The organism is Kutzneria viridogrisea DSM 43870 (assembly GCF_000525635.1).
GTDB lineage: Bacteria > Actinomycetota > Actinomycetes > Mycobacteriales > Pseudonocardiaceae > Kutzneria > Kutzneria viridogrisea.
The window spans coordinates 1,836,037-1,860,026 of the sequence record NZ_CP007155.1; the positions used below are offsets into that span (position 1 = coordinate 1,836,037).

The window sequence follows — 23,990 nt, forward strand, 5'->3', positions numbered from 1 at the left end:
TTCCTCCTGCAGGGGACACAAAAAAGCGGTGTGGCCGTGGGTGGCCACACCGCTGGGGGGAACGGGATTTCCCAGCTACGCGGACCTGGCGGCCACGCGACAGGACAGCGCCGCCTGGTAGCGGTGCAGGACCAGCTCGGCCACGTCGATGTCGGCGCCGAGTGGCTGGGCCACAACAACATCGCCCGCCGCGGCGCGGGCCTGCTCGGCGACCCGGTCGGGCAGCAGGCCGGGGGCGAGGAACCAGGAGGCCACCGCGATGCGCCGCGCCCCGGCGGCCCGCAGCGCGCTGATGGCCGCGGGCACCGTGGGGTCGGCCGCGGCGGCGAAGGCCTCCACGGCACCGGCCCAGCGCGCGCCACCGGCCCAGCGCCGGGCCACGGCCGACACCAGCGCGTTGGCCGGGGCGTGCGAGGAGCCCGCACCGGCCAGCACCACACCGACCGAAGGGTCGTCCAGCCGCACCCCGGCGGCGGCCAGCCTGCGCAGGGCCGCCGACTCCAGGCGCGGGTCCGGGCCCAGCACCTCGGCGATGCGCACCGAGAGCCTCGGGTAGCGTGACACCGCCTCGCTGATCGCGTTGGGCACGTCCACGCGGGCGTGGAAGGCGCTGCCCAGCAGCAGCGGCACGACCACGGCCTCGCGGTGGCCGTCCCCGGACACCGCGCCCAGCACGTCCACCAGGCGCGGGGCGGACAGGTCCAGGAAGGCCGCCCGCACGTCCAGTCCGGGGTCCAGCGCCCGCACCACGCCGAGCAGTTCGGAGACCGTGGCCGCCGACCTCGGGTCCCGGCTGCCGTGTCCGACCGCCACCAGGGGGATCATCACAGCGCTCCGTTCAGCCCGCGCGCCCGCAGCACCGAGCGCTCCAGCGGGCGGAACACCAGCAGTTCGATGCCCACGCCCACCACCAGGATCAGGAAGATCGCGGCGATCACCGTGGACATGTCCGCGAAGGCCCTGCCCTGTTCCAGGAAGGCGCCCAGGCCCTTGCCCAGCTGCGGGGAGATCGCGATGATCTCGGCGGCCATCAGCGAGCGCCAGGAGAACGCCCAGCCCTGCTTGAGCCCGGCCAGGTAACCGGGCAGGGCCGCGGGCAGCAGGATGTGCCGCGCCGAGGCCAGCCTGCCCGCGCCGAGCACGGTGCCCACCCTGGGCAGGATCGGCGGGATCTGGTCGATGCCCGCCACCAGTCCGTTGGCGATGGAGGGCACCGAGCCCATCAGCACCACGAAGTAGATCGTGGACGGGGTGACCCCGAACCACAGCACCGCCGCGGGCACCCAGGCCACCGAGGGCAGGCTCTGCAGGCCCGACAGCAGCGGGCCGATCGCCGCCCGCACGTACCGGATCTTGGCCACCACCAGGCCCAGCGGGGTACCCAGCAGCACACCGGCCAGGAAGCCCAGTACCGCGCGGTGCACCGAGTTCCACAGGACCTCGCCCGCCTCACCGGTGCGCACGCTGTCCCAGATCACCTGCCACACCGCGCTCGGCGCGGGCAGCTGGTACTCCGGCCAGAACGCGGCGGCCCACAGCGCCTGCCACACCACGATCAGCAGTACCAGTGTGAAGATCGGTGGCACCACGGCGGCCAGCGCCCGGCGCAGGCCGGGCCGGGTCTGGCGGGTCGGCGCGTCCAGCGCGTCCAGACCCGCCTCGACGCTGGCCAGTTCGGCCACGTCAGGCTGCGGCATGGCTGCTGATCACCTCCCGCAGCCCGCTGTTGATCTCCTCGATGATCTCGGCCTCCTCGGCGCCGGACAGGCCGTCCACGGCCCACTCGCGCACGACCCGGCCCGGTCGCGAGGACAGCAGCACCACGCGCTGTCCCAGCCGGACCGCCTCGCGCACGTCGTGGGTCACGAACAGCACCGCCGTGTTGGTGCTGCGCCAGACCCGCAGCAGCTCGCCCTGCAGCACGTCACGGGTGATCGCGTCCAGTGCGGAGAACGGCTCGTCCATCAACAGCAGCGCGGGCGTGCCGTTCTCGGAACCCGCCGTGGTGGACGCCAGCGCGCGGGCCAGCGCCACCCGCTGGCGCATGCCGCCGGACAGCTCGTGCGGCCGACGGTCGCCAAGACCGCCCAGCCGCACCAGGTCCAGCAGCTCGGCGGTGCGCTCCCTGCGCTCCGACCGCCGCATCCCGGCCAGTCTCAGCGCCAGTTCCACGTTGCGCGACGCGGTCAGCCACGGCATCAGCGCGGCCTCCTGGAACATCACCGCGGGCCGCGAGGTGGTCAGTGTGATGTCGCCCGCGCTCGGCTTGTCCAGCCCCGCGACGAGGTTGAGCAGAGTTGTCTTGCCGCAGCCGGAAGCGCCCAGCAGGCAGACGAACTCGCCGGGGGCGACCCGCAGGTCGACCCCCTCCAGCGCGACCACGGTGTCGCGCGAGCCGCCGAAGCGCTTGTGCACCCCGGCGAGCCGGACTGCGGTGTTGTGGGAGGTCACGGAGGACGGGTGCAGCATGGCGGTCATGTCCCTGCCTGCCTTCGTCTGCTCGCTGGTTACTTCTTGTCCAGGCCCGCGGCGTCGACCGCGGGCTTGTTGGCCGACTGCAACACCTTGTTCAGCAGGGTGAGGTCCGCGAACCCCTTGACGGCGGGCGCGGTCTTGACCACTCCCGCGGTCACCTGGTCGGCTGCCAGCTTCGGGAACTGCCCCGCCAGCGGGTCCACGGTCAGTGCGATCTGGTTCCACGAGTCGTCCAGCACGGCCTGGCTCAGCGCCTTGCCGGTCAGGGCCTTGAGCTGGTCGTTGACCACCTTTTCGGCGTCGCCCTTGTTGGCCAGCGCCCACTCGGTGGCCGCCAGCTCACCGCGCAGCAGCGCTTCCACGGTCTTCGGGTGCTGTTGCAGGAACTCCGTGCGCACCACCAGCACGGTGGTCGGGAACTTGCCCTCCGGCCACAGGCTGCGCTCGTCCAGCAGCACCTTGGCGCCCGCGTCCAGCACCAGCCTGGAGGACCAGGGCGCGGGCAGCCAGGCCCCGTCGATCTTGCCCTGCTTGAACAGGTCCAGGGTCTGCGCGTTGTCGGTGTTGTTGATCTTCACCTGGTCCGCGCCGGCGCCCTCGGTGAGTTTGTTCTGCGACAACCACTTCTTCAGCGCGATGTCCTGGGTGTTGGCCAGCTGCGGGGTGTTGACCGTCTTGCCCTTGAGGTCGGCCGGCCCATTGATGCCCGCGCGGACCACCAGCTGCGCCCCGCCCGAGGTGGCGCCCGCGACCAGCCGCACCGCCTGCCCGTCGGACTTGGCGAAGGCGTTGATCGCCGGGCCGGAGCCGATGAACGCCGCGTCCAGCGACTTGCCCAGCAGCGCGCTGACCTCGTCCGGTCCCGCGTTGTACTGCTGGCTCACCAGCTTGGTGGAGCCCAGTTCCTTGCTGAAGAAGTCCTTGGCCTGACCGATCAGCGCCGCCGCGTGCGTGACGTTGGGGAAGTAGCCCAGGTGCAGCTCCGCGGCCGGCCCCTGGTCGGCGACCTGTGTCGGCTGCGGGTCGGAAGCGGCCCGTGAACACGCGGCGGCCAGGACCAGAGCGGAGACGGCGGCGACCAGAGCGATCGATCTGCGCTTCGCGGAATGCATGGTGGGCTGCTTTCTGTGCTGGGGGAAGGAGATCAGGGGCCGGGGGAGACGAGGTCTTCCTGCTCCCCGGTGGCATCAGTGGCATCGAGGACGGGCAGCGGCGCACCGACCAGGCCACCGGCCAGTGTCGAGCCGTCCGCCGGGTCGATCACCAGGAATGCGCCCGTGCGGCGGCTGTCGGTGTAATCATCGATCGGCAGCGGCTCCGCGCTACGTAGCACAACACGACCGATATCGTTTAGTGACAATGAATCCGGAGCGTCCACACTGGACAGTTTCTGCTCGTCGAAGCGGGAGTTCAGCTCCGTGACCAGTGCCTGCACGGTCCGTGTTCCGTGCTTGACCAGTACCCGGGCTCCGGGGCGAAGTGGCTTGTCCCCCAACCAGCACAGCGTCGCCTCGAACTCGTCCACGACCCGCGGCGGCGCCGTGGCCGTGGCGATCAGGTCCCCGCGCGAGATGTCCACCTCGTTGGCCAGCAACAGGGTCACCGACTCGCCGGAGCCTGCTGAGCTACGCGGGCCGTGCGGCGTGTCGATCCCCGTCACGGTGGAACGGATTCCCGAGGGCAGCACCACGACCTCGTCGCCGACCGACACCCCGCCCGCCGCGATCTGCCCGGCGTAGCCCCGGTAGTCGGGGTGCTCCGCGGTGCGCGGGCGGATCACGTACTGCACCGGGAAGCGGAACGGCGAGTCCTCGGCGTCCGCGTGCACCGGCACTTCCTCCAGGTGCCGCAACAGGGTTGGCCCCTCGTACCACGGGGTCCGCGCCGAGCGGTCCACCACGTTGTCGCCGACCAGCGCCGATACCGGGATGCTCAGCACGGCGTCCTCGCTGTAGCCCAGCGAGGTGGCGTGTGCGCTGAACTCCTTGGAGATGCGGGTGAAGGTCGGCTCGTCGTAGTCCACGAGGTCGATCTTGTTGACGGCCAGCACCACCCGGGGCACCCCGAGCAGCGCCAGCACCGCGGCGTGCCGGCGGGTCTGCTCCACCACCCCGTTGCGGGCGTCCACCAGCAGCACGCCCAGCTGCGCGGTGGACGCGCCGGTCACGGTGTTGCGGGTGTACTGCACGTGTCCCGGGGTGTCGGCCAGCACGAAGGACCGCTTGGGCGTGGCGAAGTAGCGGTAGGCCACGTCGATGGTGATGCCCTGCTCGCGCTCCGAGCGCAGCCCGTCCACCAGCAGCGACAGGTCCGGGGTGCTCATGCCCCGGTCCGCCGAGGCCCGGTGCACCGCCTCCAGGGTGTCGGCCAGCACCGACTTGGTGTCGTAGAGCAGACGACCGACCAGTGTGGACTTGCCGTCGTCCACGCTGCCCGCTGTCGCAAGCCTCAGCAGCTGACTCATCAGAAGTAGCCCTCTCGCTTGCGGTCTTCCATCGCGGCCTCGGACAACCGGTCGTCGGCACGGGTCGCCCCGCGCTCGGTGAGCCGGGAGGCGGCGACCTCGGCGATCACCTCGTCGATCGTGACGGCCGCGGACTCCACGGCCCCGGTGCAGGACCCGTCGCCGACCGTGCGGTAGCGGATCGTCTTGCGCCGCACAGTCTCCCCGGAGCGCGGACCGCCCCAGGGCCCCTCGGTCAGCCACATCCCGTCGCGCAGGTACACGTCCCGCTCGTGGGCGTAGTAGATCGAGGGCAGTGCGATGTCCTCGCGGGCGATGTAGTGCCAGACGTCCAGTTCGGTCCAGTTCGACAGCGGGAACACCCGCACGTGCTCACCGGGCCGGTGCCGTCCGTTGTAGAGGTTCCACAGCTCGGGCCGCTGGCGGCGGGGCTCCCACTGGCCGAAGGCGTTGCGCAGGCTGAAGATGCGCTCCTTGGCACGGGCCCGCTCCTCGTCGCGGCGCCCGCCGCCGAACACCGCGTCGAAGCGGTGCGCGGTGATGGAGTCCAGCAGCGGCATGGTCTGTAGCGGGTTGCGCGTGCCGTCCGGACGCTCGGTGAGCCGACCGTCGTCGATCCAGTCCTGCACCGCCGCGACCTCCAGCCGCAGCCCGTGCTCGGCCACCACCCGGTCCCGGAACTCGATGACCTCCGGGAAGTTGTGGCCGGTGTCCACGTGCAGCAGCGCGAAGGGCACCGGTGCGGGCCAGAACGCCTTGATCGCCAGGTGCAGCAGCAGGGTGGAGTCCTTGCCGCCGGAGAACAGGATCACCGGCCGGTCGAACTCGCCCGCCACCTCCCGGAAGATGTGGACGGCCTCCGACTCCAGAGCGTCCAAATTGGACGAGACCACCGCGGACTCAACCATGCAGACCACACTCCGTCTTGGACTGGCCCGCCCAGCGACCGCTGCGCGGGTCCTGGCCCGGCAACGGCTTCGCGGTGCACGGCGCGCACCCGATGGACAGGTATCCCTCCGACACCAAGGGGTTCTCCAGGATCCCGTGGTCGGCGATGTAGGCGTTGAACTGCTCGTCGCTCCACGGCGCGATCGGGTTGACCTTGACCAGCCCGTTGCGCTCGTCCCACTGCACGATCGGCGTGTCCGCCCGGGTCGGCGCGTCCACCCGGCGCACGCCCGTCACCCACGCGTCGTAGCGCGCGAGGGTGTTGCGCAGCGGCACCACCTTGCGCAGGAAGCAGCAGCGGTCCGGCGCGGTCTTGTTGAGCAGTCCGAACTCCGCCTCCTGCTCGGCGACCGACTGCTCGGCCGCGGCGTTGACGATGCGCACCTTCGGGTACACCACCTCCACCGCGTCCCGGGTGCCGATCGTCTCCGGGAAGTGGTAGCCCGTCTCCAGGAACAGCACGTCCACGTCCGGCTTCGCCTGCGTGGCCAGGTCGATCAGCACCGCGTCCTGCATGTTGGACGCCACGATCCAGGACTCGCCGAAGGTCCGCGCCGTCCAGGCCAGCGCCTCGGCGGCCGAGGCATCGGCCAGCTCGGCGGAGGCCTTCTCCGCCAAGGACTTCAGGTCCGCGCTCACTGCTTCACCACCAGTCCGACGAACTTCACCGCGAACACCCGGCAGCACGCCGCGCAGCGCCAGGCGCCGTGCGGCTCCTCCTCGGGACGCAGGTCCTCGTCCCCGCAGTACGGGCAGTAGAAGGGAACAGCTCGTTCGCTCATCGCAGATCCGCCTCCTCGGCACGAGCCGCCCACTGGGCGAACCGCTCACCCTCGGTGCGCTGCTCCACGTACCGGCGCACCACGCGCTCCACGTAGTCGTTCAGCTCCGCGGCGGTCACCTTGTGCCCGCGCAGCTTGCGGCCGAAGCCCGAGTCCAGCCCGAGCCCGCCGCCCAGGTGTACCTGGAAGCCCTCGCCCTGCACCCCGTCCGCGTCGGTGACGATCTGCCCCTTCAGGCCGATGTCGGCGGTCTGGATGCGCGCGCAGGAGTTCGGGCAACCGTTGATGTGCACCGTCACCGGCACGTCCAGCTGCTTGTTGACCTCGGCGAGCCGCTCCTCCAGCGTGGCGACCAGGTTTGCCGCGCGCGCCTTCGTCTCCACGATCGCCAGCTTGCAGAACTCGATGCCGGTGCAGGCCATGGTGGCCCGCCGCCACGGGGACGGGCTGCTGTGCAGGCCCACCTTGGCCAGGTCGGCCGACAGTGCGTCCACATCGGACTCGGCCACGTCGAGCACGACCAGCTTCTGCTGCGGGGTCAACCGGACCCGCGCGGAACCGGCCCGCTCTGCGGCCTTGGCGACCTCCACCAGGACCGAGCCGGAGACCCGCCCCGCGATCGGCGCGGCGCCCACGTAGTACCTGCCGTCGCGCTGCTTGTGCACGCCAACGTGGTCGTAGGGTACGGCGGGCGCCTCGGGCGCGGGGCCGTCCAGCAGCGGGCGCTTGAGGTACTCGTTCTCCAGCACCTCGCGGAACTTCGCCACGCCCCAGTCGGCGACCAGGAACTTGATCCGGGCGCGGTGCCGCAGCCGCCGGTAGCCGTAGTCGCGGAAGACGCTGACCACGCCCTCCCACACGTCGGGCACCTCATCGAGCGGCACCCAGGCGCCCAACCTCTTGCCCAGCATGGGATTGGTGGACAGGCCGCCGCCCACCCACAGGTCGAAGCCGGGGCCGTGCTCGGGGTGCACGACGCCGACGAAGGCCACGTCGTGGATCTCGTGCGCCACGTCCTGCAACCCGGAGATCGCCGTCTTGAACTTGCGCGGCAGGTTGGCGTACGCCGGGTCGCCGATGTAGCGCCGGGTGATCTCCTCGATCGCCGGGGAGCCGTCGATGACCTCCTCCTCGGAGATCCCGGCCACCGGGGAGCCCAGCACCACGCGCGGGCAGTCCCCGCACGCCTCGGTGGTGCTCAGGCCCACCGCCTCCAGCTTCTGCCAGATGGTCGGCACGTCCTCGATCCGGATCCAGTGGTACTGGATGTTCTGCCGGTCGGTGATGTCCGCCGTGTCCCGCGCGTAGGTCTGCGAGATCTCGCCGAGGACCCGCAACTGCTCGGTGCTCAGCGCGCCGCCGTCGATGCGCACCCGGAGCATGAAGTAGCGGTCGTCGAGCTCCTCGGGCTCCAGCACCGCCGTGCGCCCGCCGTCGATGCCCGGCTTGCGCTGCGTGTAGAGCCCGTACCAGCGGAACCGCCCGCGCAGGTCTGCGGGATCGATGGAGTCGAAGCCGCCGTGCGCGTAGATGGACTCGATGCGCGCCCGCACGTTCAGCGGGTTGTCGTCCTTCTTGCTGCGCTCGTTCGGGTTGAGCGGCTCGCGGTAGCCCAACGCCCACTGGCCTTCGCCGCGGCGCGCGTGTCCGCGTTTGGGGGCTGCTGTTGGCGGGACCATCCTGGTGTCCTCCGAGTCTCGTGGGCTCGGGGGTGCGCGGGCAGGATCCCGGTACTGCGTGGTGGGAGACCTCAGCCGGCGAACCCCGCGCCGGTGAGGATCAAGAAATACGGCGACGGGCCTATCGGGTGAGGCCGCAGATCGCGCTGGAGACGCGCTGGAAGTCCACGTGGCGGCGGACCACCAGGCGCAGTTCCAGAGCTGTCATGAGCCCAGCGTGCCACGCGTCCACGGGGTGGTCCACCGCCAACCGGATGGTGAGACGCTGTTCGCGGAGCCCCTGGTGAGGTGATATACGGCGGTTTCCGACATATGACCATGACTGGGCGTGACCGACCCCACACGCGGGGTTCTGCGCGACACTGGTGGACGTGCCCTCCGCTCTCCCCGTAGCCGACCCCGCTCCCGCCGACGGCTCGCTGCCCGCCAGCGCGCTCGACGAGCTGGGCAGTCGCCCCTTCGGCGTGTACGTGCACGTGCCGTTCTGCGCGGTCCGCTGCGGCTACTGCGACTTCAACACCTACACCCCCGGTGAGCTCGGCTCCAGCGCCTCCCCGGCGAGCTGGCTGGAGGGGCTGCGCCGCGAACTCGACCTGGCCGCCCACGTGCTGGGCAGCCCGCCCGCGGCCGACACGGTGTTCGTCGGCGGCGGCACGCCCTCCCTGCTGGGCGCCGAGGGCCTCGGCTCGGTGCTGGCCGCGGTGCGCCAGTCCTTCGGGCTCGCCCCCGGCGCCGAGGTCACCACCGAGTCCAACCCCGAGTCCACCTCCGAGCAGTTCTTCGCGGGCATCCTGGACGCCGGGTACACGCGTGTCTCGCTGGGCATGCAGTCGGCGGCCCAGCACGTGCTGGCGGTGCTGGACCGCAAGCACACCGCGGGCCGTCCCGTGGCGGCGGCGCACGAGGCGCGGAACGCGGGCTTCGAGCACGTCAACCTGGACCTGATCTACGGGACGCCGGGGGAGCGGCCCGAGGACCTGCGCGCCTCGCTGGCGGCCGTGCTGGAGGCGGGCGTGGACCACGTGAGCGCCTACGCGCTGATCGTGGAGGACGGTACGGCCCTGGCCCGCAAGGTCGACCGCGGCGAGCTGCCCGCACCCGACGACGACCAGCTGGCCGCCTACTACGAGATGGTCGACGGCACGCTCAGCGGCGCGGGCCTGCACTGGTACGAGGTGTCCAACTGGGCCAGCTCCGAGGCCGCGCGCTGCCGGCACAACCTGGGCTACTGGCAGGGCGGGGACTGGTGGGGTGCCGGTCCGGGCGCGCACAGCCACGTCGGGGGTGTGCGCTGGTGGAACGTCAAGCATCCCGCGCGCTACTCGGCGGCGCTGGCCAGGGGCGACTCGCCCGCGGCGGGCCGGGAGACCCTCAGCGCCGAGGACCGCAGGGTGGAGCGCGTGCTGCTGGAGCTGCGCCTGGCCGAGGGCATGTCGGTGCGGGTGCTGGACGAGGCGGGCCGCGAACAGGCGCGGCGCTGCGCCGAGGAGGGGCTGCTGGCGCCCGAGGCCCTGGTCGGCGGGCGTTGCGTGCTGACCGATCGGGGGCGCCTGCTGGCCGACGGGGTGGTGCGGCGCCTGCTCCCATGAGCCAGGCCATATCAAGTTGTCGGGGTGGCTCCGTAAACTTGTCGTGAGCATCGACCCGTCGGACCGGAGGTGACGCGCGTGAACGCCGATGAGCGCCGCTTCGAAGTGCTGCGCGCGATCGTCGCCGACTACGTGTCCAACCACGAGCCGGTCGGTTCCAAGGCCATCGTGGAGCGGCACAACCTCGGTGTGTCCAGCGCCACGGTGCGCAACGACATGGCCGCGCTGGAGGAGGACGGGTACATCACCCAGCCGCACACCAGCGCGGGGCGGGTGCCCACGGACAAGGGCTACCGGCTGTTCGTGGACCGGCTCAGCGAGCTCAAGCCGATGTCCCCAGCCGAGCGCAGGGCCATCCAGAGCTTCCTGGAGGGCGCGATCGACCTGGACGACGTGCTGCGCCGCAGCGTGCGCCTGCTGGCCCAGCTGACCAGGCAGGTCGCCGTCATCCAGTACCCGACGCTGACCCGGTCCACCGTGCGCCACCTGGAAGTGGTGCAGATCACCCCGGCCAGGCTGATGCTGGTGCTGATCACCGACACCGGCCGGGTGGACCAGCTGATGGTCGACCTGGGCGACGTGATCACCGAGGACGCCACCGGGCGCATCCGCACCATGCTCAACGCCACGCTGGCCGGGCAGCGCATGACCGTGGCCGCCTCCAAGGTGGCCGAGCTGCCCGAGCAGGCCCCCAGCGAGCTGCGCGACGTGATGCTGCGGGTGGCCACGACCCTGGTCGAGTCGCTGGTGGAGCACCCCGAGGAGCGGCTGGTGCTGGGCGGCACCGCGAACCTGACCCGCAACGTCGGCGACTTCCCCGGCTCGCTGCGCCGCGTGCTGGAGGCGCTGGAGGAGCAGGTCGTGGTGCTGAAGCTGCTGGCCGCGGCACACGACCCGAGCACGGTGACGGTGCACATCGGCGGGGAGAACGAGGCGGAGGACCTGCGCAGCACCTCGGTGGTGTCCATCGGCTACGGCGGTGGGGGAACCCTGCTTGGGGGCATGGGCGTTGTCGGTCCGACGAGGATGGACTACGCGGGCACGATGGCGGCCGTGCGCGCGGTGGCCACCTACGTGGGCAACATCTTGACCGGGCGCTAGCTGGCGTCGCGGCAGCGAGGAAGAAGCAGGCCGAGACCGGCCGGGGGGACGCGTCCCGCCGGGTCGCGGCAGGAGGACTGGAAACGGTGGCCAGGGACTACTACGGCACGCTCGGGGTCAAGCCGGACGCGACACCCGAGGAGATCAAGCGCGCCTACCGCAAGCTCGCGAGGGAACTGCACCCCGACGTCAACCCGGACGAGGCGGCGCAGAAGCGGTTCAGCGAGGTCACCGCGGTCTACGAGGTGCTGTCCGACCCGCAGAAGCGCAAGCTCGTCGACATGGGCGGGGACCCGCTCGGCGGTGGGGGCGGCGGTGCCGGTGGCATGCGCGACCCGTTCGGCGGCGCCGGTTTCGGCCTGGGCGACATCATGGACGCCTTCTTCGGCGCGGCGACCGGTGGTGGCGGCGGGCGCGGACCGCGCAGCAGGCAGCAGCCCGGTTCGGACGCGCTGCTGCGCATGGAGCTGACCCTGGAGGAATGCCTGACCGGGGTGAGCCGCGAGTTCACCGTGGACACCGCGATCCTGTGCGACCAGTGCCAGGGCGGCGGCTGCTCCCCGGGCACCGCCACGCAGACCTGTGACACCTGCAACGGCCGCGGTGAGATCCAGTCGGTGCAGCGCTCCTTCCTCGGCCAGGTGGTCACGGCCCGCCCCTGCCCGGTCTGCCGCGGCTTCGGCGAGGTCATCCCCAGCCCGTGCGCGCAGTGCGGCGGGGACGGGCGGGTCCGCTCGCGCCGGACCATCACCGTGCAGATCCCGCCCGGGGTGGCCGACGGCATGCGGGTGCGGCTGGCCAGCCAGGGCGAGGTCGGCCCCGGTGGCGGCCCGGCCGGTGACCTGTACGTGGAGGTGGACGAGCTGCCGCACGACACCTTCGAGCGGGAGGGCGCCAACCTGCACGGCACGCTGCGCATCCCGATGACCACCGCCGCGCTGGGCGCGGTGCTCCAGCTGAAGACCCTGGATGGCACCGAGGAGCTGCGGGTGGAGCCGGGCACCCAGCCGAACACCGAGCTGGTGCTCACCGGGCGGGGCATGCCCAAGCTGCGCTCCTCCGGCCGGGTGGACGGCCGGGGTGACATCCACGTGCACCTCCAGGTCGAGGTACCGACCAAGATCGACTCCAAGCAGGCGGAGCTGCTGCGTGAGCTGGCCGCGCTGCGCGGCGAGGAGGAGCCGGAGCTGGCCACCACCAACGGGCGGGGGCACGGCGGCCTGTTCTCCCGCCTGCGCACCGGCCGGCGCTAGTGGCCACGACCACCCCGGTCTTCCTGGTCGACCAGCTGCCCGCCGGGGACACGGCGGTGCTGGACGGGCCGGAGGGCCACCACGCCGCCGCCGTGCGCAGGCTGCGCGTCGGTGAGGAACTGGTGCTCGGTGACGGCCGGGGCGGCAGGCTGCGCTGCGCCATCGACTCGGTGGAGCGGGACACGCTGCGGCTCACCGCGCTGGAGCGGGTCCGGGTGCCCGAGCCCGCGCCCCGCGTTGTGCTGGCCCAGGCCCTGGTCAAGGGGGATCGCGGCGAGTTGGCCGTGGAGCTGGCGACCGAGGCCGGGGTGGACGCGATCGTGCCCTGGCGGGCCTCGCGCTGCGTGGCGAAGTGGGAGGACGGGCCGCGCGGGGAGAAGGCCCTGGCCAAGTGGCGCAGCACGGTGCGGGAGGCCGCCAAGCAGTCCCGCCGTGCCTGGGTGCCCGAGGTCTCCGCGCCGGTGAGCACGAACCAGCTCGCCGGGCTGGTGCGTACCTGTGCCCGCGCCCTGGTGCTGCACGAGTCGGCGAGTGAACGGCTCGGCGGGCTGCCCACGCAGGGTGACCTGCTGCTGGTGGTCGGCCCCGAGGGCGGCATCAGCGAGCAGGAACTCGGCGTGCTGACCGAGGCCGGAGCGACCGCCGTGCGGCTCGGCCCCTCGGTGCTGAGGGCCTCCACGGCGGCCGCGGTTGCGCTGGGCGCAATCGGCGCGCTGACCGAGCGTTGGCGCTGAGTTCATTCACAGGAAACCGACACGATCCAGGAGCTTGGGACCGTAGCGCGCTCCGGCAAACGCGGGCTACGCTGGTGCAACTGCGGGTGGGAGGCAGGAACTCAGTGCTCAGGCACTGGTTGTGCCCGCCGGACACCTCCCCCCTCGGTCCGGTGGCAGCCGTGCCGCAGCGAAGTGACCCCCAGGCTCCGCTGCGGCACGGCTCTTTTCATGCCCGGGCCGCCTTCGGCCAGATCGTGTAGCTGAACGAGATCAGGAAGTCGATCACCAGCACCACGGTCCAGAACGCCATGCCGTTCAGCAGCGCGGCCCCGCGCGCCGCGTCCATGCCGGTGAGCAGGTAGCCCCCGCCGAGCAGGGCGATCGTCACCACCCACTCCACGAACCGGCGGCCCCAGCCGCGGCGCTGCCGTGCGGCGTGCTCCGCGGGTACCAGCGGTGGCTTGGGCTGTTTGGCGAGCTTGCGCTGCACCCAAGCGTCCAGCGAGTGCAGGTGGTGCCTGCCCGAGACCAGTGCGATGCCGAGCAGGATCGCGCCGATCGTGTGCGCCAACTCGGCCGTGCCGCCCCGGGCCAGGTCCACCGCACCGACCCCCAGCACCACCACGTAGCCCGCCGGGGACAGCGCCAGCAGCACCCCACCCAGCTTGGGGCGTTTCAGCAGGTACCGGACGAGCAGCCCGGCGATCAGGAACACCGCGAAGCCGACCTCGGCCGCGATCACCAGCGTGAGCAGCATGCGTCCCCCTAGTCAACACAACCGTATTAGTACGACTGTGTTTATAACACACTTGTGCTAGAAATCTGGGGTGCCGAAAATCGTCGACCACGAGGCCCGCCGCCGTGAGCTGGCCGAAGCCGTCTGGCGGGTGATCAGCAACGAGGGGCCGCACCGCGCCTCGGTACGCGCCGTCGCCGCCGAGTCGGGCTGGTCCACCGGCTCGCTGCGCCACTACTTCCCGACCCAGGACGCGCTGCTGCTGTTCGCCATGGAGCTACTCACCGAGCGGGTCCGTGCCCGCGTGGCCGAGGTGGGCGAGCGGGAGCCGCGCCCGCTGCTGCGGCGGATCTGCTGCGAGCTGCTGCCGCTGACCGAGCCGCTGCGGGTGGAGGCCGAGGTCTGGCTCGCCATGGTCAGCCGCGCGCACGTCGACCCCGCCCTGCGCCAGGCCGAGCGCGCTGCCCGGGGCGCGATGTCCGAGCTGTTCACCTCGCTGCTGCGGCACGCCGCCGACACCGGTGCCCTCGCCGCGACCCGCGACGTCGAACTAGAGTCGCTGCGGCTGCTCGCCCTGACCGACGGCCTGGTCATGGCCGCCCTGTTCGACCCCGAACGGGCCGACCCCGCCAGCCAGCTCGCCGCCCTCGACCAACACCTCGACGACCTGCTCGATGCGTGACCCTGGTGGCTCGCCCACCTCCTGTGCCATGAAGGTGCCGTTCAGGACGTTGAGTGTCGTGAATGGCACCTTCCTGGCGGTGCGGGGCTGCCCGCTGGTGGTTCCCCGGCCCGCTGCCCGTGTCGTGAAGGTGCCGTTTGGGGCGTTCAGCGTCCCCAAGGGCGCCTTCGTGACAGTGCGAGGCCGCCCGCTGGTGGCTCGCCGGCCCGCCGCCCGTGTCATGAAGGTGCCGTTCGGGACGTTCAGTGTCGCGAAGGGCACCTTCGTGACAGGGCACGTGGCTCGGCGAGGCTGCTCTGGGCCCGTGCCGCCGTGTCGCGAAGGTGCCCTTTGAGTCGTTCACCGTCGCGAAGGGCACCTTCGTGGCATCGCCGAGGTGCGCTGTGAAAGGACCATTCGCTGCGTTGAGCGCAGTGAAAGCCACCTTCGCGGCGGTGGTGGCAGGCCCACACCGTCCCCAAGGGCACCTTCCTGACACCGCCCGCGCGCCCACTAACCTGCTCCCATGAGCGCGGACTGCCTGTTCTGCAAGATCGTGGCGGGGGAGATCCCGGCGACCGTGGTGCACGAGGGGGAGCGGACCCTGGCGTTCCGCGACATCGGGCCGCAGGCCAGCACGCACGTGCTGGTGGTGCCCCGCGAGCACCACGAGGACGCGCTCGCCCTGGCCACCGACGCGCCCGGCCTGCTCGACGACCTGGTCACCGCGGCGGGTGAGGTGGCCAAGTCCGAGGGCATCACGGAGAGCGGCTACCGGCTGGTGTTCAACACCGGCCCGGACGCCGGGCGCACGGTGTTCCACGCGCACCTGCACGTACTCGGCGGCGAGCAGCTCGGACTGTTCGGCCGGGTCTGAGCGACACCCCGTCAGGACCAACTCCGGTGCGCGTTGTCGGTGCACGGGACTAGCATCGGAGCTGTCCGATCCACCACCACTCCACGACCAGCGCGACCGCGCAGGAAGCAGGCCCGAGGCCACGTGGCCGGTAGCGCACAGGGCGGAGCTGCCCGATCCGGGGAACCGAGGTCGGAGACCGCCACCACAGGCAAGAACGGCACGACCGCGGCCCCCGCGGTGGCCGACCAGGCGCAGTCACGGTTCACCGTGCCCGATTTCGCGGTGCTGGCCCTGCTGGGCTCGCGGGACGAGAACCTGCGCCAGGCCGAGGACCTGCTCGCCGCCGACGTGCACGTGCGGGGCAACGAGGTGACCCTGTCCGGGGCCCCCGCCGACGTGGCCTTCGCGGAGCGGGTGTTCACCGAGCTGGTGACCCTGGCCAAGGGCGGGCAGCAGGTCGGCCCGAACGAGGTGCGGCGCACCGTGGCCATGCTGTCCGCGGGCACGGTGGAGTCCCCGGCCGAGGTGCTCAGCCTGGACATCCTGTCCCGGCGCGGGCGCACGATCCGGCCCAAGACGCTCAACCAGAAGCGCTACGTGGACGCGATCGACGCCAACACCATCGTGTTCGGCATCGGCCCGGCCGGTACCGGCAAGACCTACCTGGCCATGGCCAAGGCCGTGCAGGCCCTGCAGGCCAAGCAGGTCAGCCGGATCATCCTGACCAGGCCCGCAGTGGAGGCGGGGGAGCGGCTGGGCTTCCTGCCGGGCACCCTGTTCGACAAGATCGACCCGTACCTGCGCCCGCTCTACGACGCGCTGCACGACATGGTGGAGCCGGAGTCGATCCCGCGGCTGATGCAGGCGGGCACGATCGAGGTTGCCCCGCTGGCCTACATGCGCGGGCGCACCCTCAACGAGGCGTTCATCATCCTGGACGAGGCGCAGAACACCACGCCCGAGCAGATGAAGATGTTCCTGACCCGGCTCGGCTTCGGCTCCAAGGTCGTGGTCACCGGGGACATCACCCAGGTGGACCTGCCCGGGGGCCAGCGCAGCGGGCTCAAGGTCGTGCAGGAGATCCTGTCCGGGGTGGACGACGTGCACTTCTCCCAGCTGACCAGCCACGACGTGGTGCGCCACCGGCTGGTCGGGGACATCGTGGACGCCTACGACCGCTGGCAGGCCGTGCAGGACGAGCACCCCGGGGTGCAGGCCGATTCGAGGCGACGGGGACGATAGGCCCCGTGAGCATTGAGATCGCCAACGAGTCGGGGGTCACGGTCGAGGAGTCGACCATCGTGGCCGTGGCCCGGTTCGCCCTGGACCGGATGGGCGTGAGCCCGCTGGCCGAGCTGTCGGTGCTGCTGGTCGAGCTGGACGTGATGGCCGACCTGCACGAGCGCTGGATGGACCTGCCCGGACCGACCGACGTCATGTCCTTCCCGATGGACGAGCTGGACTCCGCGCGCCGCCCCGACGCGGCCGGGGTCGGGCCCGCCCTGCTGGGCGACATCGTGCTGTGCCCCGCCTTCGCCAAGGACCAGGCCCGCAAGGCCGGGCACAGCCTGCTCGACGAGCTGCACCTGCTGACCGTGCACGGGGTGCTGCACCTGCTCGGCTACGACCACGCCGAGCCCGCGGAGGAGCGTGAGATGTTCACGCTGCAGAACCGCATCCTCACCGACTACCGCGCAGCGCGGGACGACGCCGGTCGTGCCGCCGTGCAGCGCAGCCTGGACGACCGGGTGCTCGGGGCCGTCGGCCTGTCCGAGGAGGAGCCCAAGGCCGCGCCCGAGCAGCCCTCCGAATAGGCCGGGACCCGTGACCACCGCCACCACGATGTTCGTCATCGCGGTCCCGCTCGTGCTGGCCGCCGGGCTCTTCGGCTGCGCGGACGCCGCGCTGAGCACGGTGTCCACCGCGCGGGTGGAGGAGCTGGTCCGCCAGCGCCGCACCGGTGCCCGCCAGCTGCGGCTGCTGATCGCCGACCGGCCCCGGCACATCAACCTGCTGCTGTTGCTGCGGCTGGGCTGCGAGCTGTCGGCCACCGTGCTGATCACGGCGTTCTGCCTGCTGGAGATCGAGCAGGACTGGCTGGCCCTGCTGGTGGCCGGGCTGAGCATGGTGGTGGTGTCCTACGTGCTGGTCGGGGTCGGTCCGCGCACCGTCGGCCGCCAACACCCGTACGGGGTGATGCTGCTCGCGGCCGGGCCGGTGCGTGCACTGGGCACCGTGCTGGGCCCGCTGAGCAGGCTGCTGATCCTGGTCGGCAACGCGATCACCCCGGGCCGGGGCTTCCGCGAGGGCCCGTTCTCCACCGAGGTCGAGCTGCGCGAGCTGGTGGACCTGGCCGGTGAGCGCGGGGTGGTGGACGAGGGCGAGCGGGAGATGATCCACTCGGTCTTCGAGCTGGGCGACACCGTCGCCCGCGAGGTCATGGTGCCGCGCACCGAGATCATCTGGATCGAGCAGACCAAGACCGTGCGGCAAGCGCTTGCGCTGTGCCTGCGCACCGGGTTCAGCCGCATCCCGGTGATCGGTGAGAGCGTGGACGAGGTGCTCGGCGTGGTCAACATCAAGGACCTGGCCAGGGCCACCGTGGAGCACGGCACGGGCGGGGCGGTCGCCGAGCTGATGCGCCCGGCCAGCTTCGTGCCCGACTCCAAGCGGCTGGACGAACTGCTCAAGCAGATGCAGGTCACGCACAACCACCTGGCGATCGCGGTGGACGAGTACGGCGGTACGGCGGGCCTGCTCAGCATCGAGGACATCATCGAGGAGATCGTCGGGGAGATCACCGACGAGTACGACCAGGACGAGCGGCCCCCGGTGGAGCAGCTGGACGAGGGCACCGTCCGGGTCAGCGCGCGGCTGCCGGTCGAGGACCTGGCCGAGCTGTTCACCGTGGAGCTGGACGACTCCGACGTGGAGACCGTCGGCGGGCTGCTCGCCCAGCGGCTGGGCCGGGTGCCGCTGCCCGGCTCGGAGGCGGAGATCGCCGGGCTGCGGCTGCGCGCCGAGGGCGGCAAGGACCCCAGGGGCCGGATGCGGATCAGCACCGTGCTGGTCTGGCGGGCTCCCGACCGGGACAAGAAGGGCGAGGCATGACCGAGTTGCACCCCGAGGACGCCAAGATCGTGACGCTGGCCAGGTCGGCGCGGGCCAGGATCGGGGCCGCCGAGGGCGCCGCCGTCCGGGACACCGACGGGCGCACCTACTCCGCGTGCACGGTCTCCCTGCCCTCGCTGCGGCTGACCGCGTTGCAGGCCGCCGTGGCCGCGGCCGCCGCCAGCGGTGCCCCCGGCCTGGAGGCCGCCGCCGTGGTCAGCGAGTCCCCAGTGGTGGACGCCGACTCGCTGTCGGCCGTGCGCGACCTGGCGGCGCAGGCCCCGGTGCTGCTGGCCAACACCGCTGGCGAGGTTGTGCAGACCCTGCGCTGAGCGCGACTTGTCGGTGCTCCGTCGTAGCGTGGTGCTGTGAGCGAGCTTGCGAGCGAACCATTGGGCGCAGGGACAGCGCGCAGCGCTGCGCCGAGCGTCAGCGAGGTGCGGCGATGACTAGTTTCGCACTGCTGACCTGGCTGCGCCAGCTTGAGGTTCCCGAGCTGGCGCTGCTGCTCGGGCTGCGCGCGGACGTGTTGCCCGAACGAGATCCGCCCCGGTCCCTCGACCAGCTCGCGGTGCGCCTGTGCCACCCCAGGTCGGTTCAGCTCGCGCTGGCGGACCTGGACGCCACCTGTCTCGGCGTGCTCACCGGCCTGCGGCTGCTCGGTGACCAGGGGCAGCTCACCGAGATCGCGCCGGTGTTCGGTGACCTGCCAGCCGCCGAGTTGGCGCGCGCCCTGGACACCTTGCGGCAGTACGGGATCCTGCTGTCGGAGGGCTCGCACTGGGAGCTGGCCGAGCCGTTCCGCGCCGGGGACAGCCCGGTGCTCGGTCTGGGGGTGCCCGCCGCGCGGCTGCTCGCCGGGCTGACCGGGCCGCAGGTGATCGGGCTGGCCGACCGGTTACGGCTCGGGCCCGCGCTGGACAAGGCCGACGCCGTGGCGCTGGTCGCCGAGCACCTGGGCGACGCGGAACGGATCAGAGCCGTTGCGCGGCAGGCCCCCGCCGAGGTCGAGGAGCTGCTGGAGTTCCTCGTGCACTCCGCGCCGGACTTCCCCTCCCCGCAGATCGGGGAGGCGATGACCGCGGTCTGGGGTGAGCCCGACCAGCGCTGGCTGATGGAACGCGGCCTGCTGCTGCCAGCGCCCGGCTACCGGGTGCAGATGCCGCGCGAGGTCGGCATCGCCTTGCGCGGCCCCGGGTTCAGCGTGCCGGTGCGCCCCCGGCCGCCCGAGCCCACGGTGATCCCGATCAGTCAGTCCGTTGTGGACGGTGCTGCCTCGGTCGCCGCCTCGGCCGCGCTGCACGCCGTCACCCGGCTCGTCGAGCTGTCCGGCAGCCGCCCGCTGACCTGGCGGCGCAGTGGTGGGCTCGGCGTGCGCGAGCTGCGCAGGGTGGCCAAGGCGCTGGACTGCGCGGAGTCCGCGATCCGGCTCTGGGCCGCGCTCGCCGCCAGGACCGGCCTGCTCACCCGCGAGGGCGATCAACTGGTGCCCACCGCGGGCTCCGACACCTGGCGGGGACTGCCCGCGGACTTCCGGCTCGGCACCCTGCTGAACTCCTGGTGGACGATGCCCGCCACGCCCAGTGCCGAGGAGGGCCCCGCCTTCCTGCACGAGGACAACGCCGAGACCGCGCTGCGCACTGACCTGGTCAGCAGCCTGTCCGATCTGGGCTGGCGCGCCTTCGTGGACCTGGACGAGGTCGCGAGCTACCTGGGCTGGCGGCGGCCGGTGGCGCACCGCCTCGTGCACGGTGCGGAAAGCGTGCTGCTGCACCGGGTCCGGCAGGTGGCCCGCGAGGCCGAACTGCTCGGTGTGCTCGCCCGCGACTGCACCTCGACCCTGGCCCGCTGCCTGGTCGAGGGCAGCGATCCGCCTGCGGGCTGGTTGCCTGGTGAGGCGGGCACGGCCCGGCTCGGCGCCGACCTGACCGCAGTGGTCGTCGGCCTGCCTTCGGGAGAACTGACCGCCCTGCTCGACGGGGCCGCCGAACTGGAAAGCCGGGACACCGCCTCGGTGTGGCGGTTCTCCTGGGCCAGCGTGCGCCGCGCGCTGGACGGCGGGCAGACCGCCGAGTCCCTGCTGGACCGCCTGCGCGCGGTGTCCGCCGGTGACCTGCCCCAGCCGCTGGAGTACCTGGTCACCGATGTGGCGCGGCGGCACGGTGAACTGCTCGTGTCCACTGTGGGCTGTTGCGTGAGCGCGCGTGATCCCGCTGTGCTGGCCGAACTGGCCGCGCACAGCGAGTTGCGCGAGTTGGACGGCAGGCTGCTCGCGCCGACCGTGCTGGCCTGTTCCACCGACGCGGCGAGAACGCTGGAGTTGTTGCGGGCCAACGGGTACGCCCCGGTGGCCACCGACGAGACCGGCGCGATCGCGGTGGAACGCCCCGAGCCGCTGCGTGCGGCCAGGGCCGCGCCGGTGCCCCAGGAGGAGCTCGTGCCCGGGGTCGAGCCGCGCTCACCCGCGGAGTTGGTGGCCCTGGCCGAGGAACTGCTCGCCGCCCCTGGGGAGGGCGCCGAGCTGGACCGGTTGCTGGCCGCGATCCGCGAGTCGGCCGAGCAGCTGTCCGAGGCCGACTCGCGTGCGCTGGCCCAGGCCGTGCTGGCGGGCACCACCGTGCAGGTGGAGTTCGCACGCGAGACCTTCCGCCGCCCCTGGTGGACGCACGGCACCGGGGAACCGCGGTGGCGGCGCAGGCTCGTCCGGCCGCTGGAGGTGGCCGACGGGCTGCTGCACGCCCAGGACGTGGAGAGGGGGGAGCGCACCCAACTCGCCCTTGCCGAGCTCGTCCGGGTGATCGTCAGCTAGTTGCCAGGAAGCATTTGCCACACTGGCCCGGTGACGGTGCGCGGCTTCGCCAAGTGGTTGTACGGGGTACTGCCGCGCCCGAGGAGCACTCCGTTCACCTTCTGGTACCTCGTGCTGCTGCTGGTGAGCACCGTGCTGATCCTCGCGGTGCCGCACAGCATCGGCCAGCACCTGCTGAACTGGTCCAGCACGGACGCCTTCAACCTGCACCGGCACCCGATCCGCGTGCTGTTCGCCAGCGCGCTGTGGCTGGCCGAACCGAACTGGATCGGCTACGTGGTGGTGTTCGCGGTGGCCGTGGCCCCGCTGGAGCGGCGGATCGGCTCGTGGTGGACCTTTGCCGTGTTCGCCAGCGGGCACGTGCTGGGCACGCTGGTCACCGAGCTGCCCGTGATGGTGGCGATCAAGATGCGGCTGCTGCCGCACAGCGACGGCCACTGGATCGACGTGGGCGTCAGCTATGGCTTCTTCGCCACCGCGGGCGCCCTGCTGCTGGTGCTGCCGACCCGGGTGCGGGTCCTCACCTGGCTGGGCCTGCTGGCGCTCATCCCGCTGATGGTGCTGGGCGCCGACTCCGACGAGGACGCGGTGATCACCACCGTGGGCCACCTGGTGGCGCTGCACGTGGGGCTGCTGGGCTGGTGGCCGTTCCTGCGCAGGCGCGGGCTGATCGGCTCGGCCCTGCTCACGCTAGGCCGCGAGCACGGTCGTGGCCAGCAGGACCCCGGCCAGCCCGAGGAAGACCAGCGCCGACAGGCCGGAGAGCACGCCCTGACCGCGTGGCCCGATCCGCCGCCCCGAGCGGGCCACGCCCAGCGCGACGAGCCCCTCCAGGCCTGAGGCCACCACGAACCAGGTCACGGTGAACAGCACCAGCCCGGCAACGCCACCGGCCCGCTGCGCGCCCAGCATCGCCGGCGTGCCGGTGACCAGCCAGAACGTCCAGGTCAGCGGGTTGACCAGGTTGGCGAGCACGCCCTTCCAGAAAGCCCAGCCCGAGGTGGGCTCCGGCAGCTGACCGCCCCACAGGCGGCGGGCGTCGCGCCCGGCCAGCCCCGCGAGCCCGAGCAGGAACACCGCGCCGACCAGGCCCACCCACCGGCTCGCCCCGGCGATCGCCGCGATGACCTGGCTCAGCGCCAGCGCGGGCAGCAGCAGCACGAGATCGGCCACCGCCGAGCCGAGCACGACTCGCATGCTCGCGCCGAACCCCCTGGTCGCCGCCTCGTGCAGGATCGTCACGAAGATCGGTCCCACCGAGAGCGCGGCCCCGACACCCAGCAGCACACCCAGCACCAGCACGTCCCCCAGCACGGCGGGCAGGCTAATCCTCCGGTGTGACGGCTGTGTTTCCGACAGGATCGGGGGCATGGACCTGCCTGAGCAAGCCGCACGCCGACTCGCCGAGGAACGGTTCCTCTGGCTGACCACGATCACCGCGAGCGGGGCGCCCGCGCCGACCCCGGTCTGGTTCGTGCCCCAGGGGGCGGACCTGGTCGTCTACAGCGAGCCGAACGCGCGCAAGATCGCCAACATCGAGCGGCAGCCGCTGGTCTCCGCCCACTTCAACGCCGACCCCGAGGGCCACGAAATCGTGGTGCTGCACTGCCGTGCCCAGGTCGAGCGCGGGGTGAGCGTGGCAGCGCACACCGAGTACCTGGCCAAGTACCGGGAGGGGCTGGCCGCCCTCGGGCAGACCGTGGAACAGGCCGACCAGCTCTACACCGTGCGGCTGCGGCTGACCCCGCGCAGGGTGTGGCTGGGACCCGAGGCGCCCGCCGGCTGAGTACCAGCGACAATGGACCGATGACCAGTGACAGCCACCGCTCCGGGTTCGCGTGCTTCGTGGGCAGGCCCAACGCGGGCAAGTCCACGCTGACCAACGCGCTGGTCGGCACGAAGGTGGCGATCACCTCCAGCAAGCCGCAGACCACCCGGCACACCATCCGCGGCATCGTGCACCGCCCCGAGGCCCAGCTGGTCATCGTGGACACCCCCGGTCTGCACCGCCCGCGGACCCTGCTCGGCCAGCGGCTCAACGACCTGGTCAAGGAGACCTGGGCCGAGGTCGACGTGGTCGGCCTGTGCGTGCCCGCCGACCAGAAGGTGGGCCCCGGGGACCGGTTCATCGCCAACGAGCTGGCCAAGATCGCCCGCAAGACCCCGGTGATCGGCATCGTGACCAAGACCGACCTGGTGTCCCAGCAGCAGGTGGCCGAGCAGCTGCTGGCCCTGCAGAAGGTGATGGAGTTCGCCGAGCTGGTGCCCGTCTCGGCCAAGGACGGCTACCAGCTGGAGGTGCTCGCCGACCTGCTGGTGGGCAAGCTGCCCGAGGGGCCCCGGCTCTACCCGGACGGGGAGCTGACCGACGAGCCGGAGGCCACCCTGGTCGCCGAGCTGATCCGCGAGGCCGCGCTGGAGGGTGTGCGCGACGAGCTGCCGCACTCCATCGCCGTGGTCGTCGAGGAGATGCTGCCCCGCGAGGGCCGCGACGACCTGATCGACGTGCACGCCAACCTGTTCGTGGAGCGGACCAGCCAGAAGGCGATCATCCTCGGCCACCGCGGGGAGCGGCTCAAGCAGGTGGGCATCACCGCCCGCAGGCAGATCGAGCGGCTGCTGGGCTCGAAGATCTACCTCGATCTGCACATCAAGATCGCCAAGGACTGGCAGCGTGACCCGAAGCAGCTGCGCAGGCTGGGCTTCTGAGCTGCCGTTACGCCCCAAGGCGAGGCGAATCCGTACCGATCGGGCGGCGAGTTGGCGTATTTCCCCAGATCTCGTGGCGCGGAGCCCTATAGTTCCTC

25 protein-coding genes and 1 pseudogene are annotated in these 23,990 nt (G+C 71.8%); 14 read left to right on the plus strand and 12 right to left on the minus strand.

Going from position 1 to position 23,990, the window contains the following annotated elements:
- Nucleotides 1-75: 75 nt before the first annotated feature.
- The 10 genes from KALB_RS08270 to KALB_RS49775 form a co-directional block, all read right to left on the minus strand.
- Nucleotides 76-825, minus strand: a complete 750-nt coding sequence (locus tag KALB_RS08270; RefSeq protein WP_025355256.1) for a sirohydrochlorin chelatase — start codon at nucleotides 823-825, stop codon at nucleotides 76-78.
- Nucleotides 825-1,697, minus strand: a complete 873-nt coding sequence (locus tag KALB_RS08275) for an ABC transporter permease (protein ID WP_025355257.1) — start codon at nucleotides 1,695-1,697, stop codon at nucleotides 825-827. The genes KALB_RS08270 and KALB_RS08275 overlap by 1 nt, the downstream gene beginning before the upstream one ends.
- Entirely contained in the window at nucleotides 1,684-2,478 is a 795-nt protein-coding gene (locus tag KALB_RS08280; protein ID WP_025355258.1) for an ABC transporter ATP-binding protein, read from the minus strand. The genes KALB_RS08275 and KALB_RS08280 overlap by 14 nt, the downstream gene beginning before the upstream one ends.
- Before the next feature lie 29 nt (nucleotides 2,479-2,507).
- Nucleotides 2,508-3,587, minus strand: a complete 1,080-nt coding sequence (locus tag KALB_RS08285) for an ABC transporter substrate-binding protein (RefSeq protein WP_025355259.1) — start codon at nucleotides 3,585-3,587, stop codon at nucleotides 2,508-2,510.
- 32 nt (nucleotides 3,588-3,619) lie between these two features.
- Nucleotides 3,620-4,939 (minus strand): sulfate adenylyltransferase subunit 1, encoded by a 1,320-nt coding sequence (locus KALB_RS08290; RefSeq protein ID WP_025355260.1) that lies wholly within the window; start codon nucleotides 4,937-4,939, stop codon nucleotides 3,620-3,622.
- Nucleotides 4,939-5,847, minus strand: a complete 909-nt coding sequence (cysD, locus tag KALB_RS08295; protein ID WP_025355261.1) for a sulfate adenylyltransferase subunit CysD — start codon at nucleotides 5,845-5,847, stop codon at nucleotides 4,939-4,941. The genes KALB_RS08290 and cysD overlap by 1 nt, the downstream gene beginning before the upstream one ends.
- On the minus strand, nucleotides 5,840-6,526 hold the full coding sequence (locus KALB_RS08300) for a phosphoadenylyl-sulfate reductase (protein ID WP_025355262.1): 687 nt from the start codon (nucleotides 6,524-6,526) through the stop codon (nucleotides 5,840-5,842). Before KALB_RS08300 ends, cysD begins: the two co-directional genes overlap by 8 nt.
- Nucleotides 6,523-6,669: a hypothetical protein gene (locus KALB_RS48205; protein WP_169743525.1), complete on the minus strand. Its 147-nt coding sequence runs from the start codon at nucleotides 6,667-6,669 to the stop codon at nucleotides 6,523-6,525. Before KALB_RS48205 ends, KALB_RS08300 begins: the two co-directional genes overlap by 4 nt.
- Entirely contained in the window at nucleotides 6,666-8,348 is a 1,683-nt protein-coding gene (locus KALB_RS08305) for a nitrite/sulfite reductase (RefSeq protein WP_025355263.1), read from the minus strand. Before KALB_RS08305 ends, KALB_RS48205 begins: the two co-directional genes overlap by 4 nt.
- A 121-nt stretch (nucleotides 8,349-8,469) precedes the next feature.
- Nucleotides 8,470-8,592, minus strand: a complete 123-nt coding sequence (locus KALB_RS49775) for a putative leader peptide (RefSeq protein WP_268872240.1) — start codon at nucleotides 8,590-8,592, stop codon at nucleotides 8,470-8,472.
- Between the two features lie 127 nt (nucleotides 8,593-8,719).
- On the opposite strand from KALB_RS49775, the gene hemW reads away from it, so the two are divergent.
- The 4 genes from hemW to KALB_RS08325 all read left to right on the plus strand — a co-directional run bounded on the left by hemW (nucleotide 8,720) and on the right by KALB_RS08325 (nucleotide 13,025).
- Nucleotides 8,720-9,937, plus strand: coding sequence for a radical SAM family heme chaperone HemW (gene hemW, locus KALB_RS08310; protein WP_025355264.1), 1,218 nt, complete (start codon nucleotides 8,720-8,722; stop codon nucleotides 9,935-9,937).
- A 78-nt stretch (nucleotides 9,938-10,015) separates the two neighbouring features.
- Nucleotides 10,016-11,038: a heat-inducible transcriptional repressor HrcA gene (gene hrcA / locus KALB_RS08315; RefSeq protein ID WP_025355265.1), complete on the plus strand. Its 1,023-nt coding sequence runs from the start codon at nucleotides 10,016-10,018 to the stop codon at nucleotides 11,036-11,038.
- Nucleotides 11,039-11,124: 86 nt separating this feature from the next.
- Complete coding sequence (gene dnaJ / locus KALB_RS08320) at nucleotides 11,125-12,291, plus strand: molecular chaperone DnaJ (protein ID WP_025355266.1); 1,167 nt, start codon at nucleotides 11,125-11,127, stop codon at nucleotides 12,289-12,291.
- Nucleotides 12,291-13,025, plus strand: coding sequence for a 16S rRNA (uracil(1498)-N(3))-methyltransferase (locus tag KALB_RS08325; protein ID WP_025355267.1), 735 nt, complete (start codon nucleotides 12,291-12,293; stop codon nucleotides 13,023-13,025). The genes dnaJ and KALB_RS08325 overlap by 1 nt, the downstream gene beginning before the upstream one ends.
- 208 nt (nucleotides 13,026-13,233) lie before the next feature.
- Here KALB_RS08325 and KALB_RS08330 read toward each other — a convergent pair whose 3' ends face one another.
- Nucleotides 13,234-13,764 (minus strand): hypothetical protein, encoded by a 531-nt coding sequence (locus tag KALB_RS08330; protein WP_025355268.1) that lies wholly within the window; start codon nucleotides 13,762-13,764, stop codon nucleotides 13,234-13,236.
- A 70-nt stretch (nucleotides 13,765-13,834) separates the two neighbouring features.
- Here KALB_RS08330 and KALB_RS08335 point away from each other — a divergent pair, with 70 nt between their 5' ends.
- The 8 genes from KALB_RS08335 to KALB_RS49090 all read left to right on the plus strand — a co-directional run bounded on the left by KALB_RS08335 (nucleotide 13,835) and on the right by KALB_RS49090 (nucleotide 22,023).
- A complete protein-coding gene (locus tag KALB_RS08335; RefSeq protein WP_025355269.1) occupies nucleotides 13,835-14,425 on the plus strand; it encodes a TetR/AcrR family transcriptional regulator in 591 nt (196 codons plus the stop codon).
- A 505-nt stretch (nucleotides 14,426-14,930) separates the two neighbouring features.
- Complete coding sequence (locus KALB_RS08340; RefSeq protein ID WP_025355270.1) at nucleotides 14,931-15,281, plus strand: histidine triad nucleotide-binding protein; 351 nt, start codon at nucleotides 14,931-14,933, stop codon at nucleotides 15,279-15,281.
- A gap of 123 nt (nucleotides 15,282-15,404) precedes the next feature.
- Entirely contained in the window at nucleotides 15,405-16,505 is a 1,101-nt protein-coding gene (locus tag KALB_RS08345; protein ID WP_025355271.1) for a PhoH family protein, read from the plus strand.
- A 5-nt stretch (nucleotides 16,506-16,510) separates the two neighbouring features.
- Entirely contained in the window at nucleotides 16,511-17,077 is a 567-nt protein-coding gene (gene ybeY / locus KALB_RS08350; RefSeq protein ID WP_025355272.1) for an rRNA maturation RNase YbeY, read from the plus strand.
- Nucleotides 17,078-17,105: 28 nt separating this feature from the next.
- The gene (locus KALB_RS08355; protein WP_030111918.1) at nucleotides 17,106-18,374 is read left to right on the plus strand and encodes a hemolysin family protein; all 1,269 of its coding nucleotides are present in this window, start codon (nucleotides 17,106-17,108) and stop codon (nucleotides 18,372-18,374) included.
- Nucleotides 18,371-18,706, plus strand: a complete 336-nt coding sequence (locus KALB_RS08360; RefSeq protein ID WP_025355274.1) for a hypothetical protein — start codon at nucleotides 18,371-18,373, stop codon at nucleotides 18,704-18,706. The genes KALB_RS08355 and KALB_RS08360 overlap by 4 nt, the downstream gene beginning before the upstream one ends.
- A 113-nt stretch (nucleotides 18,707-18,819) precedes the next feature.
- On the plus strand, nucleotides 18,820-21,183 hold the full coding sequence (locus KALB_RS08365; RefSeq protein WP_025355275.1) for a helicase-associated domain-containing protein: 2,364 nt from the start codon (nucleotides 18,820-18,822) through the stop codon (nucleotides 21,181-21,183).
- Between the two features lie 30 nt (nucleotides 21,184-21,213).
- Nucleotides 21,214-22,023 (plus strand): rhomboid-like protein, encoded by an 810-nt coding sequence (locus KALB_RS49090; RefSeq protein WP_025355276.1) that lies wholly within the window; start codon nucleotides 21,214-21,216, stop codon nucleotides 22,021-22,023.
- Here KALB_RS49090 and KALB_RS45140 read toward each other — a convergent pair.
- Nucleotides 21,955-22,554: pseudogene (locus tag KALB_RS45140) on the minus strand (LysE family translocator); the annotation flags it as partial. The gene KALB_RS49090 and the pseudogene KALB_RS45140 overlap by 69 nt on opposite strands.
- On the opposite strand from KALB_RS45140, the gene KALB_RS44800 reads away from it, so the two are divergent.
- Both KALB_RS44800 and era read left to right on the plus strand, forming a co-directional pair.
- Nucleotides 22,553-22,969, plus strand: coding sequence for a TIGR03667 family PPOX class F420-dependent oxidoreductase (locus tag KALB_RS44800; RefSeq protein WP_025355277.1), 417 nt, complete (start codon nucleotides 22,553-22,555; stop codon nucleotides 22,967-22,969). The pseudogene KALB_RS45140 and the gene KALB_RS44800 overlap by 2 nt on opposite strands.
- Nucleotides 22,970-22,989: 20 nt before the next feature.
- Nucleotides 22,990-23,892 (plus strand): GTPase Era, encoded by a 903-nt coding sequence (gene era, locus KALB_RS08380; RefSeq protein WP_025355278.1) that lies wholly within the window; start codon nucleotides 22,990-22,992, stop codon nucleotides 23,890-23,892.
- The last annotated feature ends 98 nt before the right edge of the window (nucleotides 23,893-23,990 follow it).